This window comes from Desulfobacter hydrogenophilus, from assembly GCF_004319545.1.
GTDB classification, from domain to species: domain Bacteria; phylum Desulfobacterota; class Desulfobacteria; order Desulfobacterales; family Desulfobacteraceae; genus Desulfobacter; species Desulfobacter hydrogenophilus.
In genome coordinates, this window is the sequence record NZ_CP036313.1 from 4,966,531 (window position 1) to 4,988,157 (window position 21,627).

The 21,627-nt window shown below is 46.5% G+C and carries 17 protein-coding genes; 13 read left to right on the forward strand and 4 right to left on the reverse strand.

The genetic code is table 11. The features are described 5' to 3' along the window. Positions 1-105 precede the first annotated feature (105 nt). Both EYB58_RS22120 and EYB58_RS22125 read right to left on the reverse strand, forming a co-directional pair. On the reverse strand, positions 106-1,224 hold the full coding sequence (locus tag EYB58_RS22120) for a serine hydrolase domain-containing protein (protein WP_111955533.1): 1,119 nt from the start codon (positions 1,222-1,224) through the stop codon (positions 106-108). Beyond that, a complete protein-coding gene (locus EYB58_RS22125) occupies positions 1,221-2,138 on the reverse strand; it encodes a S66 peptidase family protein (protein WP_111955535.1) in 918 nt (305 codons plus the stop codon). The genes EYB58_RS22120 and EYB58_RS22125 overlap by 4 nt, the downstream gene beginning before the upstream one ends. Before the next feature lie 330 nt (positions 2,139-2,468). Between EYB58_RS22125 and EYB58_RS22130 the strand changes: the two genes are divergently transcribed. The 3 genes from EYB58_RS22130 (at position 2,469) to EYB58_RS22140 (ending at position 5,019) form a co-directional block, all read left to right on the forward strand. Continuing rightward, positions 2,469-2,738 (forward strand): Nif11 family protein, encoded by a 270-nt coding sequence (locus EYB58_RS22130; protein ID WP_111955537.1) that lies wholly within the window; start codon positions 2,469-2,471, stop codon positions 2,736-2,738. Positions 2,739-2,973: 235 nt separating this feature from the next. Beyond that, the gene (locus EYB58_RS22135; RefSeq protein ID WP_111955539.1) at positions 2,974-4,266 is read left to right on the forward strand and encodes a sodium:solute symporter family protein; all 1,293 of its coding nucleotides are present in this window, start codon (positions 2,974-2,976) and stop codon (positions 4,264-4,266) included. Positions 4,267-4,425: 159 nt separating this feature from the next. Beyond that, the gene (locus EYB58_RS22140; protein ID WP_111955541.1) at positions 4,426-5,019 is read left to right on the forward strand and encodes an Ada metal-binding domain-containing protein; all 594 of its coding nucleotides are present in this window, start codon (positions 4,426-4,428) and stop codon (positions 5,017-5,019) included. 118 nt (positions 5,020-5,137) lie between these two features. Here the strand turns inward: EYB58_RS22140 and EYB58_RS22145 are convergent, their stop codons facing one another. Beyond that, positions 5,138-5,461: a cupin domain-containing protein gene (locus tag EYB58_RS22145; RefSeq protein ID WP_111955543.1), complete on the reverse strand. Its 324-nt coding sequence runs from the start codon at positions 5,459-5,461 to the stop codon at positions 5,138-5,140. A 352-nt stretch (positions 5,462-5,813) separates the two neighbouring features. Between EYB58_RS22145 and EYB58_RS22150 the strand changes: the two genes are divergently transcribed. From EYB58_RS22150 to EYB58_RS22180, 7 genes are all read left to right on the forward strand, one after another. Further along, positions 5,814-7,811 carry a peptidase U32 family protein gene (locus EYB58_RS22150; RefSeq protein WP_111955545.1) on the forward strand — a complete coding sequence of 666 codons (1,998 nt, stop codon included), beginning with the start codon at positions 5,814-5,816 and terminating at the stop codon, positions 7,809-7,811. An 18-nt stretch (positions 7,812-7,829) separates the two neighbouring features. Further along, positions 7,830-9,251: a sigma-54 interaction domain-containing protein gene (locus EYB58_RS22155; protein WP_111955547.1), complete on the forward strand. Its 1,422-nt coding sequence runs from the start codon at positions 7,830-7,832 to the stop codon at positions 9,249-9,251. 9 nt (positions 9,252-9,260) lie between these two features. Beyond that, positions 9,261-9,623 carry a NifB/NifX family molybdenum-iron cluster-binding protein gene (locus EYB58_RS22160; protein ID WP_111955549.1) on the forward strand — a complete coding sequence of 121 codons (363 nt, stop codon included), beginning with the start codon at positions 9,261-9,263 and terminating at the stop codon, positions 9,621-9,623. 186 nt (positions 9,624-9,809) lie between these two features. After that, on the forward strand, positions 9,810-10,691 hold the full coding sequence (locus EYB58_RS22165) for a cytidylate kinase family protein (protein WP_111955551.1): 882 nt from the start codon (positions 9,810-9,812) through the stop codon (positions 10,689-10,691). A 93-nt stretch (positions 10,692-10,784) separates the two neighbouring features. Next, a complete protein-coding gene (locus EYB58_RS22170; protein ID WP_111955553.1) occupies positions 10,785-12,254 on the forward strand; it encodes an SLC13 family permease in 1,470 nt (489 codons plus the stop codon). Between the two features lie 175 nt (positions 12,255-12,429). Beyond that, positions 12,430-13,794 carry a Trk system potassium transporter TrkA gene (gene trkA / locus EYB58_RS22175; protein ID WP_111955555.1) on the forward strand — a complete coding sequence of 455 codons (1,365 nt, stop codon included), beginning with the start codon at positions 12,430-12,432 and terminating at the stop codon, positions 13,792-13,794. Then, a complete protein-coding gene (locus tag EYB58_RS22180) occupies positions 13,794-15,245 on the forward strand; it encodes a TrkH family potassium uptake protein (RefSeq protein ID WP_111955557.1) in 1,452 nt (483 codons plus the stop codon). The genes trkA and EYB58_RS22180 overlap by 1 nt, the downstream gene beginning before the upstream one ends. 75 nt (positions 15,246-15,320) lie before the next feature. On the opposite strand, the gene EYB58_RS22185 is transcribed toward EYB58_RS22180, so the two are convergent. After that, positions 15,321-17,282 (reverse strand): molybdopterin-dependent oxidoreductase, encoded by a 1,962-nt coding sequence (locus EYB58_RS22185; RefSeq protein WP_111955675.1) that lies wholly within the window; start codon positions 17,280-17,282, stop codon positions 15,321-15,323. Positions 17,283-17,642: 360 nt separating this feature from the next. On the opposite strand from EYB58_RS22185, the gene EYB58_RS22190 reads away from it, so the two are divergent. From EYB58_RS22190 to EYB58_RS22200, 3 genes are all read left to right on the forward strand, one after another. Further along, positions 17,643-19,055, forward strand: a complete 1,413-nt coding sequence (locus tag EYB58_RS22190) for a transferase (protein ID WP_111955559.1) — start codon at positions 17,643-17,645, stop codon at positions 19,053-19,055. 272 nt (positions 19,056-19,327) lie between these two features. Further along, positions 19,328-19,528: a hypothetical protein gene (locus EYB58_RS24335; RefSeq protein WP_242637484.1), complete on the forward strand. Its 201-nt coding sequence runs from the start codon at positions 19,328-19,330 to the stop codon at positions 19,526-19,528. A gap of 128 nt (positions 19,529-19,656) precedes the next feature. Then, a complete protein-coding gene (locus EYB58_RS22200) occupies positions 19,657-21,615 on the forward strand; it encodes a proton-conducting transporter transmembrane domain-containing protein (protein WP_111955563.1) in 1,959 nt (652 codons plus the stop codon). Positions 21,616-21,627 lie beyond the last annotated feature (12 nt).

Below are 21,627 nucleotides of genomic sequence, written 5' to 3' on the forward strand. Positions count from 1 at the left end.
TTTCATACAAAATTGGGAGTTGTGTTTATCAATAGATGATGAAAAAATACTACTGAAAAATAATTGCTAACAAACTTAGGTTTTTTTTACAAGAATAAAAATGTTTCACGCCTGTATATTCCCTTTATAAACAGTTGCGATCAAATCATGAATTATGGGCCTGAATCTCCTTATGTCAATATTTTCCCGGCTCGGATGTACCCGGTTGGTCAAAAGAACCGTGATCAGACCGTTGTCAGGATCTATCCAGAAGGACGTGCCGGTAAAACCTAAATGTCCCACAGATCGTTTAGAAAAAAAATGACCTGATGACGCATTCTCTTCACTTGGAGAATCAAAACCTGCCGGGCGCATCATCCCATTATTTTTATCAGCAAAACATCGAATAACAGAAGAATCGATTACTTTGGTTTCTTTATTTTCAAGGGCTCGCAGGATTTGACAACACAGGCGATGAACCCCGGCAGCAGTGCCAAACAGACCTGCATGCCCTTCAATGCCGCCCGCAGCCCAAGCATTTTCATCTTCCACCTCCCCAAGTATCATTTTTTCGCGCCAGGGGCAATGGGAGGTAGCGGCAAAAACAAGAGAGGTTTTATCCTTCATTGGCCTTGTAAAATCAGAACGAAGCGGAATAAAAAACAAGTCGTAAATTTTTAAAGGCGCAAAAATCCTGTTATTAACAAATACATCCAGCCGAACACCGGACAGAGACTCGACCACCCAGGCTAAGAGAATAAACCCTAAATCACTGTAAATTTCCTTGGAACCAGGCTCATATTCCAAAGGTTCCTCCAGCACCAGCTGCCGCAGACGCTTTCCAGCGGCTATGCCGGGAACAGGGGCGGGAAGCGATTTAAAATACGAACGATGGGCAGGCAGACCAGACCGGTGGCGCAGCAGCATATCAATGGTAATCTTGGCTTTGTCCGTTCCACAGGCAACCGGCAGGGCGTCCTTTAAATAAGTTTTTTTGGATAACAGCCCCGATGAAATCAGATCTGCCACAGCCAGAGCTGTAGCCAGGGGCTTGGTCAGGGAGGCCAGATCAAAAACTGTATTCAATGTCACAGGTTCCCCAGATCTTAGGTCGGTTACGCCAAAGGCCTTATGGTAAAGAACTGCGTTTCTGCTCGCCCATAGTAATACCGCACCCGGGAAAACACCCTCAGCCACAGCATTGGCCATAGCACCATCAATATTTTGAAACGCACGGGGTGTCATTTTACAACGAAATCCCATTGAAGGCAGGCACGGTCTGCATCCAGAATAACCCGCCCCCCCATGGGAAGGGAAAGGTTAACCGCCCCGTGACCAACGTCAATTCCCATGCAGATCGGAATGTTTGCATCACAAAACACCTCTTGAATAATCTGGGGGATATATGCCTCATCATTACAGTATTCAAAAGACCCAGTCACAACGCCCCGTAAACCTTCCAGCACACCGGCCATTTTCATCTGGCTCAGCATCCTGTCGATCTTGTATGCCGGTTCACCCACGTCTTCTATAAAAAGAATGCTGCCGGTAAAATCGGGCTGATACGCTGTCCCGATCATATGAACCAGGGTAGCCAGATTCCCGCCCAGAAGCCGTCCTGTGGCACGTCCACCCGCGACCACCTGATCAGAAGGCAGATCAATATGTATAAAGCGGCCTGCCACGGTTTTTGCGAAACTGTCCAATGTCTTTTCATCCGCCCGGCCAAGGGAAACCAAATTTGGTCCATGCAGTGCACAGATCCCGGCTTTGCACACCAGAGCACTGATCAAAGCGGTGGGATCTGAAAATCCCATAAACAATTTCGGATTTCCGGCAATGACATCCCAGTCCAGCAACGGCAAAAGGCGCATGGCACCGAATCCGCCCCTTGCTGCAATAATGCCTTTGATCCCGGGATCGGCAAACAACGAATTAAGCACATCCGCCCGTTGCTGGTCCGTACCGGCAAGGTAACGGTACCGGCTTGTTATGCCGTTGGGGATGTGTACTTCAAACCCCATGGATTCAAGACACAGGACCCCTTCTTGAAACGCCTGGGTATCAAACCTGGCAGATGGTGCGGCCACGCCAATAACATCTTTGGGTTTTAGACTGCAAAAAACGGGTTCAACACCTGATTTTATCAACTGATTCATTTCTTTTAAAATCCGGAAAGGATAATTTTTGCCTAATTCACTGCTGCGAACAAAAATACATTGGCATATTAGATGACCTTAAAATAATTTACCAATCCTTTTTCAACTATTACAAAATCGTTCCCAATCTTTCAATTTTGTCATTAAAGGGCGGACTTTCTGGTCTTTTCAAATCTTTTTCCGGCATTATTTATTTTTTTCCATTAACACCGAAATATAACCATGCCGCCTTGTTTTCAAACAGGTCCGAAGAATATTCAAGCATCGTAGTCGTGTTGGCACTTTATTTGCTTACAATAACAAATATCATAATATCTTCAGGAGAATAAAATGACCATTCAAAATGCCATTAACTTTATCCGACAAGCACAACATGACAATGATTTTAGAAGCAAACTGGTAAAAGCAGACACCAGTCAGATACGACAGGAAATTCTGGATCAAAATGATTTAATTTTTACTCCGGAAGAGTTTGAAGAGGCCTACTCCTTAACTCTTTTTAAATGCCAACACCAGGAAAATGCCGACGCCCTGATGGCGTTCAGGATGTGGTGGATCATGCTTTACCGCAGTCCCGATTCCGGTGTTACATCACCATAAAAACCCAGACGATTTCTTAAAACAGCTATGGGCTGACCTGGGTTTCCACCGAGGTTCAGCCCACAACGAAAGTTAAAAGATCCGTATAGGTTACACAAATTTTTTCTTATACAGAAAATAGAACACAAGCCAATTCCTCCATTGCCTTATGTGTAAATCAGGCGTAGAACTGCATTTTTAAAATTGACAGTCGTATCCTGCTTGAAGGAGGCGGCGGATTTCAGGGGGAAAAGGGTTGGAGCAGGTTGTATACGCAGTCGTATTTCTCGGCGCATTTGTTCTTTTCTGCGTTCTGGTTTTAAAAAATCAAAGGCGTGTGGTCAATGGATCAGATTTTTCAGTAGCGGGCAGATCCCTTTGTGCTACCCAGGTATCCTGGGTAATCATCAGCACTCTTGTGGGTGGTGTCTCAACCATCGGAACAGTCCAATCCGCTTACGATCATGGAGTCAGCGCCTGGATTTTTACCCTGGGCAGCGGTATCTCCTGTTTTTTCCTGGGATGTTTTTTTGCAGCAGCATTAAGACAGGCGCAGGTGACAACAGTTTCCGAACTGCTCGGCAGATACTTTGGCCAAAACTTCCAGTATTATTGTTCCATGCTCAATTCCTGCGGCATGTTTATCCATATCATTGCCCAGCATCTGGCAGCCATGGCTATTTTGAACTCGGTATTCCACTTCCCATTGCCGGTCTCTTTATTCATTACCATGATACTTATGGGATTTTTTGTCATTTCAGGCGGAATTTCCGGGGCCGGTATGGTGGGTAAAATCAAATTTTTTCTACTGTACGCCATCATGATTGTGTGCGCAGTTATTGCACTGATTAAAGGCGGAGGATTTACCGGCATTATATCCCAATTGCCAAAAGATACTGATTTTTTAAATTTTTTTTCCAATGGTATTGGAACAACGACCATCGATCTTGTGTCTATGATTACAGGCGTCTTATCCACACAAATTTACTTACAAGCCATTTTTTCAGCCAAAACTATACGCGAAGCCCGAAATGGTGCATTTCTTACTGCCATTGTTATTCCGCCCATAGGCATTTTAGGTATTATTGTTGGACTTTTTCTCAAGGCCAACTACCCGGAACTTGAAGGTAACAGTGCCCAGGCGCTGCCCTTTTTCTTTCAACACACCCTGCCCCCGGCAATGGCCGCTTTTTGCTCTGCCGTGCTTCTTCTGGCTGTTCTGGGCACCGGCGCAGGCCTTATCCTTGGCGTGACCACCAATATTTATATGGATGGAATTCGGCGCTTGTTCACAAAAGAACCGCTTCACAGCCTAAGCATTATTAGATTGTGCACAATTGTGGTCCTGATGCTTTCAGGAGCGGTCGTTCTGGCTGGATTCAGTACAACGATTTTGCGCTGGAGTTATCTTTCCATGGGTTTCAGGGGAGCTTCTGTATTTGCAGGATTATGTATTGTGGTGTTTACAGGGCAAAAAAAATTTTCTCCCATGGTACGCGGTGCCCTGTATTTTCTGCCGATCGGCTACTTTATTCTGGCTGTATCATAAGGGAAGATGAACTATTTCAATGTCGATAATTGTTAATTTATTGCGCCATTGCCTTGACAATGCAACAAATTTCACTCTAAAAAGGGTAGCATACGGCCGTGGGGCTTATTAAATCCTGATCCTTATTAATGCTGATTAGACACTCTATGGAGCGGATGCATGAAAAAATTTATCATCGGTGCCTTGGTACTACTTATTGGTGTACCTGGTTTTTCGTTCACTTTTTCTAACTTTTTAAATTTTTTGTCAGGACTGATTCCTGTATTGATGATCCTTGGCGGTGCCATTGCAGTATATCTGGGCATTGAGGAACTCAAGCAGTCAGACGACAGTGAAACAACGGTTGAACCCGAGGACCAACCAATTGAAAGAATAGAAAAAAACGCCGAAAATCCAGAAAAAGAAAAAGACCCTGTCCTCGACATGCAAGAAATCAAACCGGTACCGGAACCAATCGAAAAGACAGAAGAAAAGATCACAGACAAGCCGGAGGAGCAGCCGGAAGCAGAAACACAGCAAGAATCTGCAAGCCCCTCGACATTACCCCAGCAACCGACTGAATCCTTAACACCCGAAGCGGAAGAACCGGCAGTTGAAAGCGTTCAATTTAAAGGAAATATTGAAACCCTGGTTTTCCACACTGTGGAGTGCAATTTTGCCAGCGGCAAAAACTGCAGCATGGATTTTACCACAAAAGAAGAGGCTGAAGCCCAGGGCTACAAACCCTGTAAAGTCTGCATGCCCGACGCTTAAAAGTTTGTTTTCATTTTAGCGAGGGCACAAAACTCACGGATCTTTCAACTTTTGTTGTGGGCTGAGTCTGGATGACGATAGACCAAGGTCAGCCCCGTAGCTGTTATATGCATCAGGTTCAAGGTAGGTAATCTTCCCGTACCGGTGAAAAAACCTCAATGGCAACGCTGTCTTTCAGAATTTCAGCACGATGCTCGACCCCGGACGCAATACACCATGAATCTCCGGGGCCGGCACTGCGGCACTCACCGCCAATATAAAGATTGATGCGGCCGGAAATAAGATATCCCGTCTGCTCGTGGGGATGGGTGTGGGAGGGCAGCAGAGCCCCTTGGGTCATTTTAAACCGAACCAGAAGCGTCTTTTCTCCATGCACTAAGGTTTTCATCTCAATGCCTTCCACGGGCTCGGCATAACCGTTTTCATCATGAATTGCAAACATTTTGCATCCTTAATTGTTTTGCTGTTATCTATTGAATGGAACGGGGTTGAATGTTCACTAAGGACCGCAGATTAAATAAATTGGGCAGAAATAACGCCGAATGTTGCTTCATCTACAAGGCAAGCTATTTCGTTCAAGTTATTTAATCTGCGGTCCTTAGTCTGCTTTTTACAGCAAAAAAATGTTATTTAAGACATTATTGCCTAAAATTGCAATATGAAATAACAGCCATGGGCTGATCCGGTCTATCAACACCCAGGCTCAGCCCACAACGAAAGTTGAAAGATCCGTGTAGGTTACACAGACTTTTTTATAAAAATACTATCTACCCATACCTGAACACGAAGGGCCTATGACTTGCCAACCATCAAAACCACCAACAATTCTGGCGCCTGCCGGAGATATGCACTCGTTTCTTGCTGCAATAGCGGCAAGCGCAGACGCAATTTACTGCGGCCTTAAAATATTTTCAGCCCGCATGGAAGCAGGCAATTTTTCCATTGAAGAATTAGCAAGACTAACCAAGCTTGCCCATTCAAAAGGGATAGAGGTGTATGTTGCCTTTAACTCTATAATTAAGGAATCCGAAACCGACCAAGCACTTCGTATTCTTGACAAGCTTACCCGATATACGGATGTCGATGCCCTTATTATACAGGATACTGCCATGGTCAGTCTTGCCGAACAGGCAGGATTCAAAGGGAAACTCCATCTGTCCACCCTGGGCAACTGCACCCATCCTGCCGGACTTGAAGCGGCTCAAAAAGCGGGATTTTCCCGGGTGGTGCTGCCCAGGGAATTCAGCCTTGATGACATCAAAACCATGGCAGCAGCGGTTCCCGGGACCATGGACTTAGAGGTGTTTGTTCATGGTGCACTTTGCTACTCCGTGTCAGGCCGGTGTTACTGGAGTTCCTGGTTTGGCGGAAAAAGCGCGCTGCGAGGGCGTTGCGTTCAGCCTTGCCGCCGGCTGTATGAACAAAATGGCAAAAAAACCCGGTACTTCTCTTGTATGGATCTATCAGCGGATGTGCTGGCCAAAGTGCTCAAAGAGATCCCCAACATCAGTACCTGGAAAATTGAAGGGCGTAAAAAAAGCCCCCATTATGTTTACTACACGGTGATGGCTTATAAACTGCTCCGGGATACGCCGGAGCAAAAAAAACAGGCTTTGTCTTTTTTAGCGTATGCCTTGGGACGACAGGGCAGCCATTACAACCTTTTATCCCATCGGGTCTCAAATCCTCTGGATCATGCGTCTGATACCGGATCAGGCTTGTTTTTAGGCCGGATAAAAAATCCTGAAAATCCATATTTTATTTCAAGGGAAGCCCTTGTACCGGGAGATCTTTTACGCATTGGATATGAAGAAGAGACCTTTCACCAAATCCAGAAGGTGACCCGGACGATCCCCAAAAAAGGAAAATATTTTTTAACTGCCCAAAAAGGTAGGCGTATCAACAAAGGCACCTCTGTTTTCATGATTGACCGCAAAGGGCGTGAACTGGAAACGCAATTATCACATCTTGGTGCCGAACTTGATAAAATCCCCAAGGTAACGATCAAACCGTCAAACCTGTCCGTTTCTTACAAACATGCAGGTAACAAAATGAAATCATCAGGCCAAACGGGTGGTCATAGAAGAAAAAAACAGCCTGATATATCTAAAATGGATGTTTTCAGAAAAATCCCTTCTAATTCAAAAACGCACAATGACACAGGTTTCTGGATTTCCGCAAACAGCTATGGAATCAAGCCCCCGGCCCGGGCATGGCTATGGCTGGACCCCGTGCTTTTCCCCGAAGAGGAAAGAATCTGTCAAAACTATATAAAAACCGCATTAAAAAAAGGGGCCAAAAATTTTGTGCTCAATTCCCCTTGGCAGATAGCCCTGTTTGATAATCCCCAAAGGCTCAACATCTGGGCTGGGCCATTTTGCAATATCACCAATAACCTTACAGTGGAAATGCTCAAGAGCAAAGGTTTTTCAGGGGCCATTGTAAGTCCGGAATTAGAAAGTCAGACCCTTTTGTCCTTGCCTCGCTCCAGCTGTCTACCTTTAGGCGCAGTCTGCCAGGCCAACTGGCCCGTGGCCATTTCAAGAATTGTGGCCCCGGACCTGACTGTAGGGAAAAGCTTTACCAGTCCCATGGGAGAAGTCGCCTGGACCAGCAAGTACAATGCGACCTACCACACATTCCCCAATTGGATCCTGGACCTGTCATCCAAAACCGAAGAATTAAAACAGGCAGGTTTTGTCATGCTCGTTAACCTGTTTGAAAATATACCCAAAGGCGTCCGGATGAAGCCACGTCCAGGTACCTGGAACTGGCACTTGAAACTGCTGTAGAAAAAAGGAAAACCACGGATGCACTTCTTTCCTGAAATTCATCAATTAATGAGATCGCCTCTGGATTTTGCCCATATCCTGGATGAAATTCCCATAGGCATCATATTGATGGACAAAGATTTGCGAGTGGTGCATCTGAACCGATTCTTCCAGGCACTGACAGGATTTTCCCTGGATATGGCCAGGGGCATTCCCTGCAAAAATATCCTGCGCAGTTCTGCATGCATCATCAACTGTCCGATCCTTGCCGCTCACCGAAAAAATCGGTCCATATCCTGCACCAGCGATATCATCAATACAGATCGCCAGAAATTGCCGGTGCGCATTACCACCGCACAGATCATGGATAACCAGGGTCATTTCACAGGTTATATGGAAACCATCGAGGATTTGAGAAGCACCACCACCAATGACCCTGAAAAAAACGTGGCCTACAGTTTTGCCAATATCATCGGCCGAAGCCGGAAAATGGAAATGATATTTCAAACCCTTCCCATGCTTGCCCAAAGTGATGCCTCCATCTTGATCACCGGGGAAACCGGCACAGGTAAGGACCTTGTTGCAGAAGCCGTACACCAGACATCCGTGCGCGCAGGTGGACCGTTTATTAAAATCAACTGCGGCGCACTGCCTGCGACTCTTCTGGAATCCGAAATTTTCGGTCATATGAAAGGGGCATTTACCGGCGCTGTGGAAAACAAACCCGGTCGATTCAAGCTGGCACACAACGGCACTATTTTCTTAACGGAAATCGGAGACCTGCCCCTGCCTCTGCAGGTTAAATTGCTTACATTTCTTGATGACAGGATTATTTACCCATTAGGCGCCACCAAGGGATTCAATGCCAATGTAAGAATTATAGCCGCCACCCACCGTGACCTGGAAGAGATGGTATCCATTGGTAAATTCAGAAAAGATCTGCTGTTCCGTCTGAATGTGGCCAGGGTACATCTGCCGCCCTTACGGGAACGGGATGCAGATATTCGCCTGCTACTTGACCATTTCCTGCACCACTACACAAAAAAACAGGGTAAAAAAATTAATGGTTTTTCTGAACCGGCCCTCTCAGTTTTATTGAATTACACCTATGAGGGAAATATCCGGGAACTGAAAAATATCATGGAATATGCGGTGAATGTGGCACAGGGGATCAGAATCGAAGCAGACAACCTGCCGACCTATATTCTGGAGCATGAACCGATGCAAAGGGTTCCCAATATACCGGTAGCAAAGGATGTCCCCAAAAGACAGTCTGAACGACCGCCGAGTCCGGCACCTTGGCAACCTGAGGAAACCGAGCAAACCTGGTCCTCGGTACAGCGACAGATGATTATGGATGCGTTGAAAACTTCCCGGGGCAAAAGAAATGAAGCTGCGCAAATCCTTGGCATGAGCCGCAGCACGCTATGGCGGAAAATCAAAGCCTACCAAATAGAATAGAATAAAATTATGACATTACATAAGGTAGCCATCCCAATACTCGGTGAGGAGATTGTACCCAGGTTCGATCTGACCACTGAAGTGATCATTCTGACAACAGCTAAATTTTCCGACATCCAGGACAAAAAAATTATTGTGCTGCCCAGGTCCTCCTCGGATGAACTGTGTCATACCCTTCTGGCCCAGGAGATCAACACACTGATCTGCGGTGCCATTGAAGATGAATATTATGAGTTCCTCAAATGGAAAAAAATTAAGGTCTTTGACGGGGTCTCCGGCACCTGGCCCCATGCTTTTGAGCGGTGGCGAACCCAAACCCTGAACCCCGGAGACATCCTTTTCACCCGCATGGTTGAAGGCAATTTAATATAATGTTTTAAAATGTTTCAAAATGTATTTTTCACTTTGTTTCATATTGTTTCTAATCAACGTTTCTTTTTTCCTCCTAAAATATAACCACTTGTTTTACAATAAGATACAAAACATGGCATAGTCCTTGCTGATCATCTTCCTGATTTTAATTAATAACCTCAAGTCAGGCCAAGCTGATCAGAGAACATGACCTTGATTGCCATTACATGCGGTCTATACGCCGCCCCCTACCGATTCATTGACGCACTATCTGCTCTCTATCAATGCACCGTGTATGAAGATTCGGCACTGGTTAAACAAACCGGCCAGGCACATGATCTAAAAACAGACCTTATTCTCAAATCCATCCAGTGCAGACAGATCCCATTTGACAATTTCACCCACGACAGAAAAAAATGCCTGGCTGCACTGAAGGTACAGATATCCAAAAATATTTTAAGCGGTCCCTGCCTTTTTTCGGGTATACTATCCCACCTGATTCCCGCACCTGTTTCCGGAATTTACAGAATCATGTCACCAACCCCCATGCATGTCCGCAGGCAAAGAGCCATAAGCATGGGCCAATTATCCAACCAGGCGGCCACCAATGCCATTGCCCGGTCCGACAAAAGCGAACAACGATTTGCTGCCCAGTTAAATCTGGACTCCCTGTGGGATCCTACAGGGTACGATATGGTTCTGGAATGGAGCAAAATTGATGCTGCAACACATGACATGACCCAGGGAGAGGTTAACCGGACCCTGGAAAAAATACGGCCGGATATCGAAAACTCAATGAAAAATGCCAATAAAAATGTACATGCTGTTGATTTTAATATCAGCTCCAGGGTGAATGCCGCCCTAGCCGGCCTTGGGCACAACCTGATTATTGAATCGGAGTCGGGCCATGTGCTGGTTACGCTGGACAGAAAAGTGATGAACCTTGCCCGGGCTCAAAAGGAGATTATGGATCTTGCCCATGGGGTATCCGGCGTAAAATCCGTTAAAACAAAAATAGGGCCTAACTTTTACAAGAGCGGAATTGTTCGCAATTTAGGCTTGACCGCTCCGTTTAAACGGAAAACTTGATAAAACAAAGAGTTGAAAAATATTAAAAATGCTAATAAAAACAAAATTTAAATGAAGCAATAATTCATTAACCCAAAGGAGAGAGGGACCCAAATGACAACTGGAAATACAGATGCAGCAAAAACACAACTGGACTGGAAAAGAATCCTGTTCATTCTAATCGGCCTGACCCTGTTCGCTATAGTCAATTTTTCTCCGGCATGGCCGGATGCTGTGGATCCTACCGGAAAACATTTTATGTTGAGTGCCCAGGGCAAAGGGGCGCTTGCCATCTTTCTTCTGGCCGGCACCTGGTGGGTATTTGAAGTCGTGCCCATCGGTGTGACCAGTCTGGCATTAGGCGCGCTTCAGGTACTTTTTGCGGTCCGTACAGCCAAGGAAGCCCTAAAGGATTTCATGACCCCGTCGGTCCTGTTTATCTTCGGATCCCTGGTCATCGGCATGGTGTTTACCAAAACAGGTTTAACCAAGCGACTGGCTTACAAAATGCTTGCCGTTGTGGGAGAAAAAACCAGCATGATTTACCTGGGCTGCTTTGTGGTCACAGCAGCATTAACCCATATTATGGCCCATACGGCTGTGGCAGCCACCATGTTCCCGCTTTTGATGACTATCTACGCGATGTATACAGATGAGCCCGGCCCCACCAAATTCGGCAAAGGGCTGTTCATGGGCATGGCATTTGTGGCAGGCGCCGGTTCTATTGTCACGCTTTTAGGTGCGGCCAGGGGCGCTGTGGCAATCGGCTTTTTTAAAGACATCGTGGGCAAGGATATATCCTTTTTCGAACTGAGCTATTACATGTTCCCCGTGGGTTGGGCCATGACTTTTATCCTCTGGGGATTTTTCATGATTTTATGCAAACCTGAGAAAAAGACCATCCCGGGCATCAAGGAAAAGGCAAAATCACTGGAAAAAGCCATGGGCGGCATTACAAAACAGGAGCTGCTGGCCGGCGGCATCATCTTTCTGGCCATCGGCATCATGTCCATAAAACAGTTCATCCCTGCCATAGCCGACCTGGACAAAAATGCGATCATGCTCGTGGCAACGGTTTTATTCTTTATTTTCAATATTCTTGACATCAAAGATCTTGAGACGATCCCCTGGAATATCATCCTTTTGTTTGGTGGTGCCATGAGTATCGGCTTCTGCCTGTGGGAAACAGGGGCGGCGGAATGGCTTGCCATCAACTGGTTGACCATGTTTCAGAACGCCAATTACTTTGTGTTCATTTTAAGCATCGCATTTTTTGTCATGATCATGACAAACTTCATCATGAACGTGGCGGCCATTGCCATATCCCTGCCCGTGGCACTGGTTATTGCCCCCTACCTTAACGTAGCACCTGAAGTCATCCTATTTGCGTCCCTTGTAACGGCCGGCATGCCATTTTTACTGCTGGTAGGTGCAGCCCCCAACGCCATCGCCTACGACTCCAAACAGTTTACCACAGGTGAATTTTTCATGTACGGCATTCCGGCTTCCATCATCCTAATGGTGCTTGTCGCAGTGTCCATATTTATGTGGAAAATCATGGGGATGCCCATCACAACCGTGTAAAAACCAATTTTAACCATCTTAAAAACAATTCAAAGCCCCGGTTCATTTTCCCTGATGAACCGGGGCTTTGCCGTTCTCAGCACCGGATATGTTGACAGCCCCCTGCCAATTATAGTAAAAAGCGGCCCAATGATAGACCAGTCTATATTCTTGATATTGAACCAGGAGTTTCCATTTGAAAATAGTGATAATCGGTGCCGGGGGCGTGGGTTATAACATTGCCAGCCGCTTGGCCCTTGAAAGCAAGAATGTCGTGGTGGTTGATGTGGACGCACATGCCACCAGAAAAATTGCTGAAGACCTGGATGTCAAGGTCGTAACAGGATCGGGCAGCAATCCCGGCACACTGCAGGAGGCGGGAATTTTAGGCGCGGATATCCTTCTGGCGGTCACAGACAGTGATGAAATTAATATTGTATCCTGCCTGATTACCAACCAAATTTCGCCGATGACCAGAAAACTGGTCCGTTTGCGCAATGAAGGATTTATTCCTTTCCATACCAGCCTTAAAAATGAAGCCCCGCACATTGACAACATCATCAACCCCGAAGCCGAAGTTGTCAAAACCATTAGAAAACTGATGACCATTCCAGGTGCCGTGGACAAGGGGGATTTTGTTAACGGTCGAGTCAAATATGTGGGTATGCGGCTTTCTAAAACGTCTCCCATCGCCGGAATGGAATTATCAGATTTCCATAATGTCTTTGGCCAGGAACGCCCTTTGATTGCCGCCATTATCCGGAACAATAAAGTCATTGTACCCAGGGGTAAAAATAAAACCATGGCAGGGGATCTGATCTATTTTGTATGTGACACCCAAAAGCTTAAGGAAACCCTGGGCCTTTTAGGGGTAACGGTCCGTCCGGTGAAAAGGGTACTTATCGTCGGCGGCGGACGCATCGGTTTCAAACTTAGTCAGTCCCTTGAGCAAGACAATATTCAGGTCAAGATCGTTGAGGCCAATATGGACCGATGCAACGATCTTTCCATGCAAATGGGAAAAACCGTGGTGCTCCACGGTGACGGCGGAGACCAAAAACTGTTCATGGAAGAAAATATCAGTCAAATGGATGCGGTTGTCTCGGTGACCAATGACGATGAAACCAATATTCTTGTCTCCCTATTGGCAAAAAACATGGGGGTAGACAACACCATCACCCGCATCAGTAAGGCAAGCTATTATCCTCTTTTGTCCACCATCGGCATCGAAAAAGTGGTCAGTCCTAGGGTATCGGCTGTTTCTTCAATCCTGCAGGATATACGCCAGGGTAATGTCATTTCGGATATCTCTATTTTTGGTGAACAGGGAGAATTTATTGAAGCGGTTGCACTGGCATCCTCACCTATTACCAAGGGACCGATCAAGGAGATTTCTTTTCCCAAAGGGACCTTGCTTGTCTGTATCATCCGTCAGGAGGAAATCATAATCCCCATGGGTGACAACCAGGTACAGGCAGGGGATCGAATCATTTTATTTGCGATCCAGGCCGCAGTAAAAAAATTAGAAAAAATGCTCACTGTAAAGCTTGGTTTTTTCTGATGCGCTGGCCTTTTATCATACGGATCATCGGTGTCCTTCTTTTTGTACTCGGCCTTTCCATGCTCCTGCCTTTGGGCTGCAGCCTGTTTTTTAAAGACGGGGCACATCAAGGCCACCTGACGGCCATGGCGGTGACCACAATGATGGGCGCAATCATGATTTTTATCTCAAAAAAGGCCGGGAGTCATAACTATATAAACCAAAGAGAAGGTATCGCTGTTGTGGCATTAGGATGGCTTGGTATTAGTCTTTTCGGCGCCCTGCCCTTTTTTCTGGCCCCGGATTTTTTTACTTACACAGATGCTTTTTTTGAGTCCGTGTCCGGATTCACCACCACCGGCTCCTCGGTGATGACTGACATTGAAGGGGCGACCCCCAGTCTGTTACTCTGGCGAAGCCTGATCCAGTGGCTGGGCGGCATGGGCATTATCGTTTTATCCCTGGCCATTCTGCCGTTTTTAGGGGTGGGCGGTATCCAGTTATATAAAGCCGAGGTGCCAAGCCCGGTACCTGACAAACTGACCCCCCGGTTGTCTGATTCCGCCAAAATTCTTTGGATTGTGTACGCGGGCATGACATTGCTACTTATCCTTTTCCTTTATTTTGGGGGAATGAATCTGTTTGACTCGGTCTGCCATGCGCTGACCACACTGCCCACCGGGGGGTTTTCACCTAAAAACCTGTCCATCGCCCACTATGATTCCGCCTATTTTGATTATATAATTACCATATTTATGTTGCTTGCAGGAATCAACTTTTCTCTACATTACCAAATATTGCGGGGCCATGGCCTTGCGTTCTGGAAAGATGCTGAATGCCGATTTTTTCTGGGCGCTGTGCTTGTGGGTACCCTGATCATCACAATAAACACCTGGGGGCCATTGTACGACAGCTTCTCCCAAGCCTTCAGGTTTGCCGTATTCCAAGTGGTTTCCATTGTTACCACCACAGGCTATGCCACGGCTGATTATGAATTATTTCCGGGTCTGTCCCAGGCGCTTTTATTTTTTGGTATGTTCATGGGTGCCAGTGCCGGCTCCACGGGCGGCGGCATGAAATGCGCCAGGATTATGGTCTGCATTAAATACTGCTACCGGGAACTATTCAAGCTGATCCATCCCCGAAGTGTCAGCCATATCAAACTGAACAACACCCTGGTTCCCGAAGAGCTGCTGCGCTCCATCCTGGGTTTCATCGCCTTATATATCCTGGTTTTTGTTATAGCCACGGTGCTTCTATCCTCACTGGGTGTGGATCTTTTGACCTCTTTAGGCGCTGTGGCCTCGTGCATCGGCAACATCGGACCGGGTTTCGGCACAGTGGGACCGGCGGAAAACTTTGCACATCTACCCCAGGCCGGAAAATGGCTTCTGTCCTGGTGCATGCTGGCAGGACGACTGGAAATTTATACCGTAATCATACTTCTGGTCCCTGAATTCTGGAAACAATAGTTACAATATATGCCTGTCGTTAGAATTTGCATCCGCCTTGTACTCGACAAAATTTGCCCAATTCTCGGATAGGCACTACTTAATATTTGAACAAACACGACAGAGCGTAACCCGGGTATCGTAATAAGGCGTCCCGTTACCCACCGAGCTGACCATTTCGGCTGTAAGCCTGTTCAACCCATGGCCGGCTTTGATCCACCCGCCACGTTCGGTGATCAGGCAGTCCCGCCTTGTGGAGACATCGGTACAAAGTAATGCTTTCACGCTACCTATAAGGCTTTTAACCATTACCGGTTGCCCATCTGTAAGACCCAATTTTTCAGCTTCAGCCGGGTGCAGGCGTACCTTGGGCAATGGCGGATGGTCCGCAAGGGTTCGCTCGGAGCAGATGTAATCAAAGGAAGCGACACTCAACAGGGTGTACGGATAATTTTCATCATCGTTTTTGAGGACATCCCCATCGAAATTGGTCATGAATTCAAATTTCCCCGAAGGGGTGGGAAAAACCTTATCAAGGTAAGGTGCCATGGGTTCCGGCATTCGAAAAGGGGTGTGCCTCAGCACATCCAAATCGCCTCCCCAGGCTTTGATCGGCGCGCAAATCTCGGCCAGCCACCGATCGGCGCTTTTGCAGTACCGGTCTTTAAAGGAAAACCGCTTGGCAAGTTCCGTGAACATATGAAATTCGCTTCGGCAGTCACCCACGGGCTCAATAGCCGGGTTGACCGGGCCCACATAATTGTGGCCGAAACTGGCCATTGCATCGTATTCTTCAAGAAAAGTGGTGGCCGGCAGGAACACATCCGCCAGTTCTGCAGTATCATCCAAAAAGTGGCCGCTGTAGACCACGAACTCCATGCGCTTAAATGCCTCGATCACGAGTTCGGAATTCGGGGCCATACAGACCGGGTTGGCCGCTGTCACATAAACCATGCGAATCGGTGGATTTTTCGCGTTTAAAAGTTCTTGCCCCACATAAGGCATCAAAAGCGTCCGACGCTCGGAATTGAGCTGATCTCCCCAACATTTTGGATCATAGGGACCATATTCTTCGAATCCCTGGCTGACCCCTCCGCCTTCCACACCGATATTTCCTGAAATAGCGCCTAAAGCATCAATGGCGCGGATTGTAAAATGGGCGTCTTTGTGGCGGTGAAGCCCCCAACCCAAAAGGATCGATGTAGGTTTGAAGGTGATCAGCGTGTCCGCGATGTACTCGGCATCTTCTTTTGAAACACCGGCAAGAAAACAGAGCGCATCAACGCTGTAACGTTCAAGAATGGTTTTATATGCATCGAAACCTGCGCTGTGATTGGAAATAAAACCGATATCATGCTCCCCCCGGTCAATCAAAATTTTTGCCGCAGCCATGGCCAGATACGTATCCATATTGGGGGCCGGGGCAATATGCCAATCGGAAAGGGCGGCACTCCGGTTGCGAAAGGGATCAATGGTGATGATCCGGCCGCCTTTTTTCTTTATCTCTTTGATAATGGGAACCAGTCCGATCTGTGTGGTTACAGGATTCCTGGCCCAGAGGATCATGGCCTTGGAATTATAATGGTCCAGAGGGTCATGGGAGATGCGGTTGCCCAAATCCAAGTTCTGGGATGCCTGGCCCGTTCCGCCACACAGAGACCCGTGCAGAGTGGTAACCCCTCCGAACAGGTTGAAGAAATACTTGTTGAGCAGTTTAAGAGCGGTTCGTTCGCCATAACCTTGATAGTAGAGAATCGCTTCGGGTCCATCCTCATCACGAATCGTTTTCATTTTTCCGGCAATGGCATCCAAGGCCTCATCCCAAAGGACCTCCCGCCAACCTGACGCGCCACGCATCATGGGCGTTGTGATGCGTTCCTTGCTGTAAACCCGGTCGATGTATTTTGACGCTTTGTGACAGGCCAGCCCCCGGGTTAACGGATGCGTTTTTGATCCCGTCAAACGAATTAGACGGCCGTCTTCAATCGTGGCTTCAAGCCCGCAGGTGTTGGGGCAGTCCCTGGTGCAGGTGGTGATAATTTTTTTTATGTTGCTCATATCAATGCCTTTGCTGTGTTGAACAAATGACAGTAAATATCCTGTCTGTGTATAGCTCTTCTCCTTTTTGAATCGGTTGTAAAACAATATTGAATGCAAGGCAAGTTGTTAAGGACCGCAGATTAAAGAACTCCTTTGGGGGGCAAAAAGCGTCTTCCCATCAATCGGCAAACCCAGGCGAGTCTTTCTAAAATTATTGTCACTGGATAATTTCTATGATATTGATTTTGTGTTTTAAACTGTTTTAATATCAAGGATTGTAAATTGAATTACAGGCATGCCCCTTAAGGGCCAAACTCTGGATTTTCACTATTGACTAGGAAAATTCTCAAAATAACAACTCAAAGGACAGGATAAAATATGAGCCAGCTACAACGACTCAGCGACCGGATTATCAGCCGTGTAAACGCTAATTTACAGGAGTTCGAGTTTGATACGGAGCCCTTTGTGAACAATGCGCTTGATCATGAAAAAATGCTCGACTTTTACGCTTTTTACGGCATTACCTCCCGCCACCCCCTTTATTTTCATTTTACAAACTCCAACATCGCAGGCAGTTATTTTTTAGGAAAATGTCATGTAAGACGGTCCGCTATTTATAAAAGCGATGTCAGGGGAGATGAACTCAAAAGAAAAGGCGATTGCATAAAATCGGCCAAGAACATTCCCCTGGTTGAGGATGAAATGATTTCCATTCTGGACAGCCTGCTTTATAAAACCCTGGTCCACAGCAATTCCCACAACCCGGAAAGTCCCGAAGCCTTTATTATCCGGAACACCATTTCCAGCCACTACGCCAACATTCACGGGTCTACCCTGGAAGGCTGTTTTTTAGGTCCCTTTGCCACCGTGGATTTAATGAACCTGCATTCGTGTATTGTGGGAGAATTTTCCTATGTTCAGGTTGGAGAACTTTTTCATCGGAAAATTGATCCCGGCACCGTCTGGATCAAAAGTCCCCATTTTGAGTTTAAATATAAGTTTAAAAAAAGCATCCTTGATAATTTTGTAGGGGTGAATGATACCTACCAGCCCCGGGGGGTGATTTATGATTTTGTCAGGACGCGGGATCAGGAATTCGAACGATTATTTGAGGTCATGCACTTAGAGCCCTTTGAAGCCCCGGATAGTTCTGCAATCAACCGATATGCCGTGATCAAGGGAAAAACCCGTATTGGTGAAAACGTCCTGGTGGCCCAGAGATCCCTTCTTGAAAATGCAACCATGGGAGACGGGTCTAATGCACAGGAAAACTCCTATGTCATAGATTCCGTTCTGGAAGGCAATTGCATTACAGCCCATGGCGGCAAAATTATCAATGCCGATGTCGGCCAGGAATGTTTCGTGGGATTCAACTCCTTTTTAAACGGTGGACCCGACGCACGAATTAAAATCGGTGAAGGCTGTATTGTCATGCCTCACACCATCATCAACCCAAGTATGCCAATAGAGATTCCTAACGAGCATTTGATATGGGGATACATCGAATCCCCGGAAGACCTTGCCACCCAGACCATCTCTTTGGATAAATTAGCCGAAGTCAGGGAAAGTGTGACCATCGGTCAAATGACCTTTTCAGGAAAAGGGTCTGTGTTTATCCATGTTTTCAAAGATCGGTTAAAGCATATCCTTCTGGCAAACGGGGCATTATATAATGACGGAGAAGACAGAGGACACGCCCAGGATGACCAAAATATTTCCTTTAATATTATTCAGCCCTACCGGACAGGGGCAAGAAAAGGATTATATCCATCCATAAGAATCAAGCCTTAGAGACTCAAAAAAAATAAAAGACATAAGTTTGGTTTACACCGATTTTGTATTCGTCTTCACGGCGAGACAAGGCTTACATAACGAGTTATGTAAGCCTTGTTCCACTTAAAAACAACAATAAGGATTTGCCTATGAACCCTTCCCCGGAAAAAAGAAGCGCTCGAAGATATATACATAAATTGCCGATGGATCTTTATCGTATGAATTATCAAAACAAGCATAATAGCTATTACGCAGAGATGAATGATTGTTCTGACAACGGGCTATCCCTGATGACAAATGAAAAATTAGTTTTAGGGGAATTGATCTATCTTGAGTTGAAAAATTATGATCCCAATATACGCCTCCCGATAAAAGAACAAAGCTACAGCGGCATTATCAGATGGGGGAAACGATACCAGTCAGCCAATGCCGGTACTAACGGTCTTTACAAATATGGCATCGAATTTTCAACGCAGAATGTCAGGCCGTGAAATTGTTTCATTGTTACAATTGTCTTGACAACTCTAAAAAACAGCATGTACATATCAGTGGTTTTTTCCCAGCGGGAAACTTGACGACAGAAATCTGCAATTCAAATAGAAAATAAATTGGGGAAGGTATGTGTCAATTCTTTAGTTCCACATTCATCATTCTGCTCGGAGGTTTTTTATCTCTTATTTTTGCCCGGCAGAAAAAATTTTCAAAGGCGATTGCCGTTTTGTTTCTAAGTGGGGGATCTCTTGCAGGGTTGCTTGATGCGGCAGGCAAACTTTTAAATCCAGCCGAGGCCTCAGCCTCTTTCAAGTACTTGGATCTTTTTTCTCTTTCATTTCATGTTGACGGTCTTTCCGCCTTTTTCCTGACTGCCATATTTGCCGTGTCCCTGATGGCCGCCATCTACAGTTTCCACTACATGGAAAATGAAGAGGACGGCATTAAGACGGGTGTCAATTACTTTTTTTTCAGTATCCTGATTGCATCCATGGCCCTGGTGGTGACCGCCTCCAATATCCTGACCTTCATGATTTCATGGGAATTCATGTCCCTATCCTCCTTTTTTCTGATAATTTACAGCCATAAGTCAGCAGAAAACAGAAAGTCCGGGTACCTTTACTTTGTGTTTTCCCATGTAGGTGCCATGTTCATCCTCGCCGCATTTGGACTGATTTACAGCCATACCGGTAGTTTTGACCTCGCCACCATGGCCGAGATGCCTGAAACAATGAAAACATTGATCTTTGTGCTCTCCTTTATCGGATTCGGAATCAAGGCCGGCGTGTTTCCTTTCCATGTCTGGCTGCCCCATGCCCATCCTGCGGCCCCCAGCCACATCTCAGCGGTTATGTCCGGGGTGATGATCAAGACCGGCATTTACGGAATACTGCGAATGTATGCGATTCTGGATTTTCACACCCCTGTTTTCGGGTATATTACGCTGATTGCCGGAGTGGTTTCCGGAATTCTGGGAGTGGTATATGCCCTGGGCCAGCACGATATCAAGCGACTTCTGGCCTATCACAGTGTAGAAAATATCGGAATCATCCTCATCGGCTTGGGAATCGGGATGATCGGTGCGGCAACGGACAATCCCCTGGTCGCTGTCCTTGGCTTTACCGGCGGTATTCTCCACGTTCTCAACCACTCGATGTTTAAATCCCTGCTGTTCATGGGGGCGGGCATGGTGCTGCATCAAACCGGCACTGGGTCCATTGATGCCCTAGGCGGGCTGCTCAAGGGCATGAAGATTACCGGAACCACATTTATCATCGGATCTTTGGCCATTTGCGGATTGCCGCCTTTTAATGGATTTGTCAGCGAATTTCTCATATATATGGGCAGTTTCAAGGCCATCCCCGTTGGATCAATCAGCTTTACCATGAGTGTCTTTGCAATTATCAGCCTGGCCGTTATCGGCGGGCTGGCCCTTGCCTGTTTTACCAAGGTGGTGGGGGTGGTTTTCCAGGGAGAACCCCGGACCAAAGCCGCCGAAAATGTCAAGGAAAAAGGTTTGGCCATGATGGTTCCCATGGGCTGTCTTGCCGCAGCCTGCTTGATCATCGGAGTATTCCCCAAGGTATTCATTGACATGGCCCTGACGGCAGTGCAGTCCCTAGGTCTTGACTACGGCCGGATCCCTGTTGAACCCTTTGGTCAAATAACCGGCAACATCACCTTTGCAGCCCTGCTGTTTTTTGTCGTTGTCCTGATAGTCATGGGCATCCGGTCAATCTACTACAAGAACAAAACTACCACAAAATCCGGAACATGGGGCTGCGGCTTTACCCAGCCAACGGTTAAAATGCAGTATACGGGATCTTCCTATGCCGGGTCCATTTTGGAATTTTTCAGTGCCACAGCCCCGCTTTCCGAGGAGCATCCCCCCATCAAGGGACGGTTCCCGTTAAAAACTCACTACCACAGCCATGTCAATGACATTGCAGAACTTCACATGAAAAATGTGGTTGTACGTCCTGTTTTTTACCTGTTTGACAAACTCAGGTGGATGCAGCACGGGGATATTCATCTGTATATCGGGTATATTTTGCTGGCAATTGTATTGCTGCTGTTTTTTATATAAAATCAGCCGGCA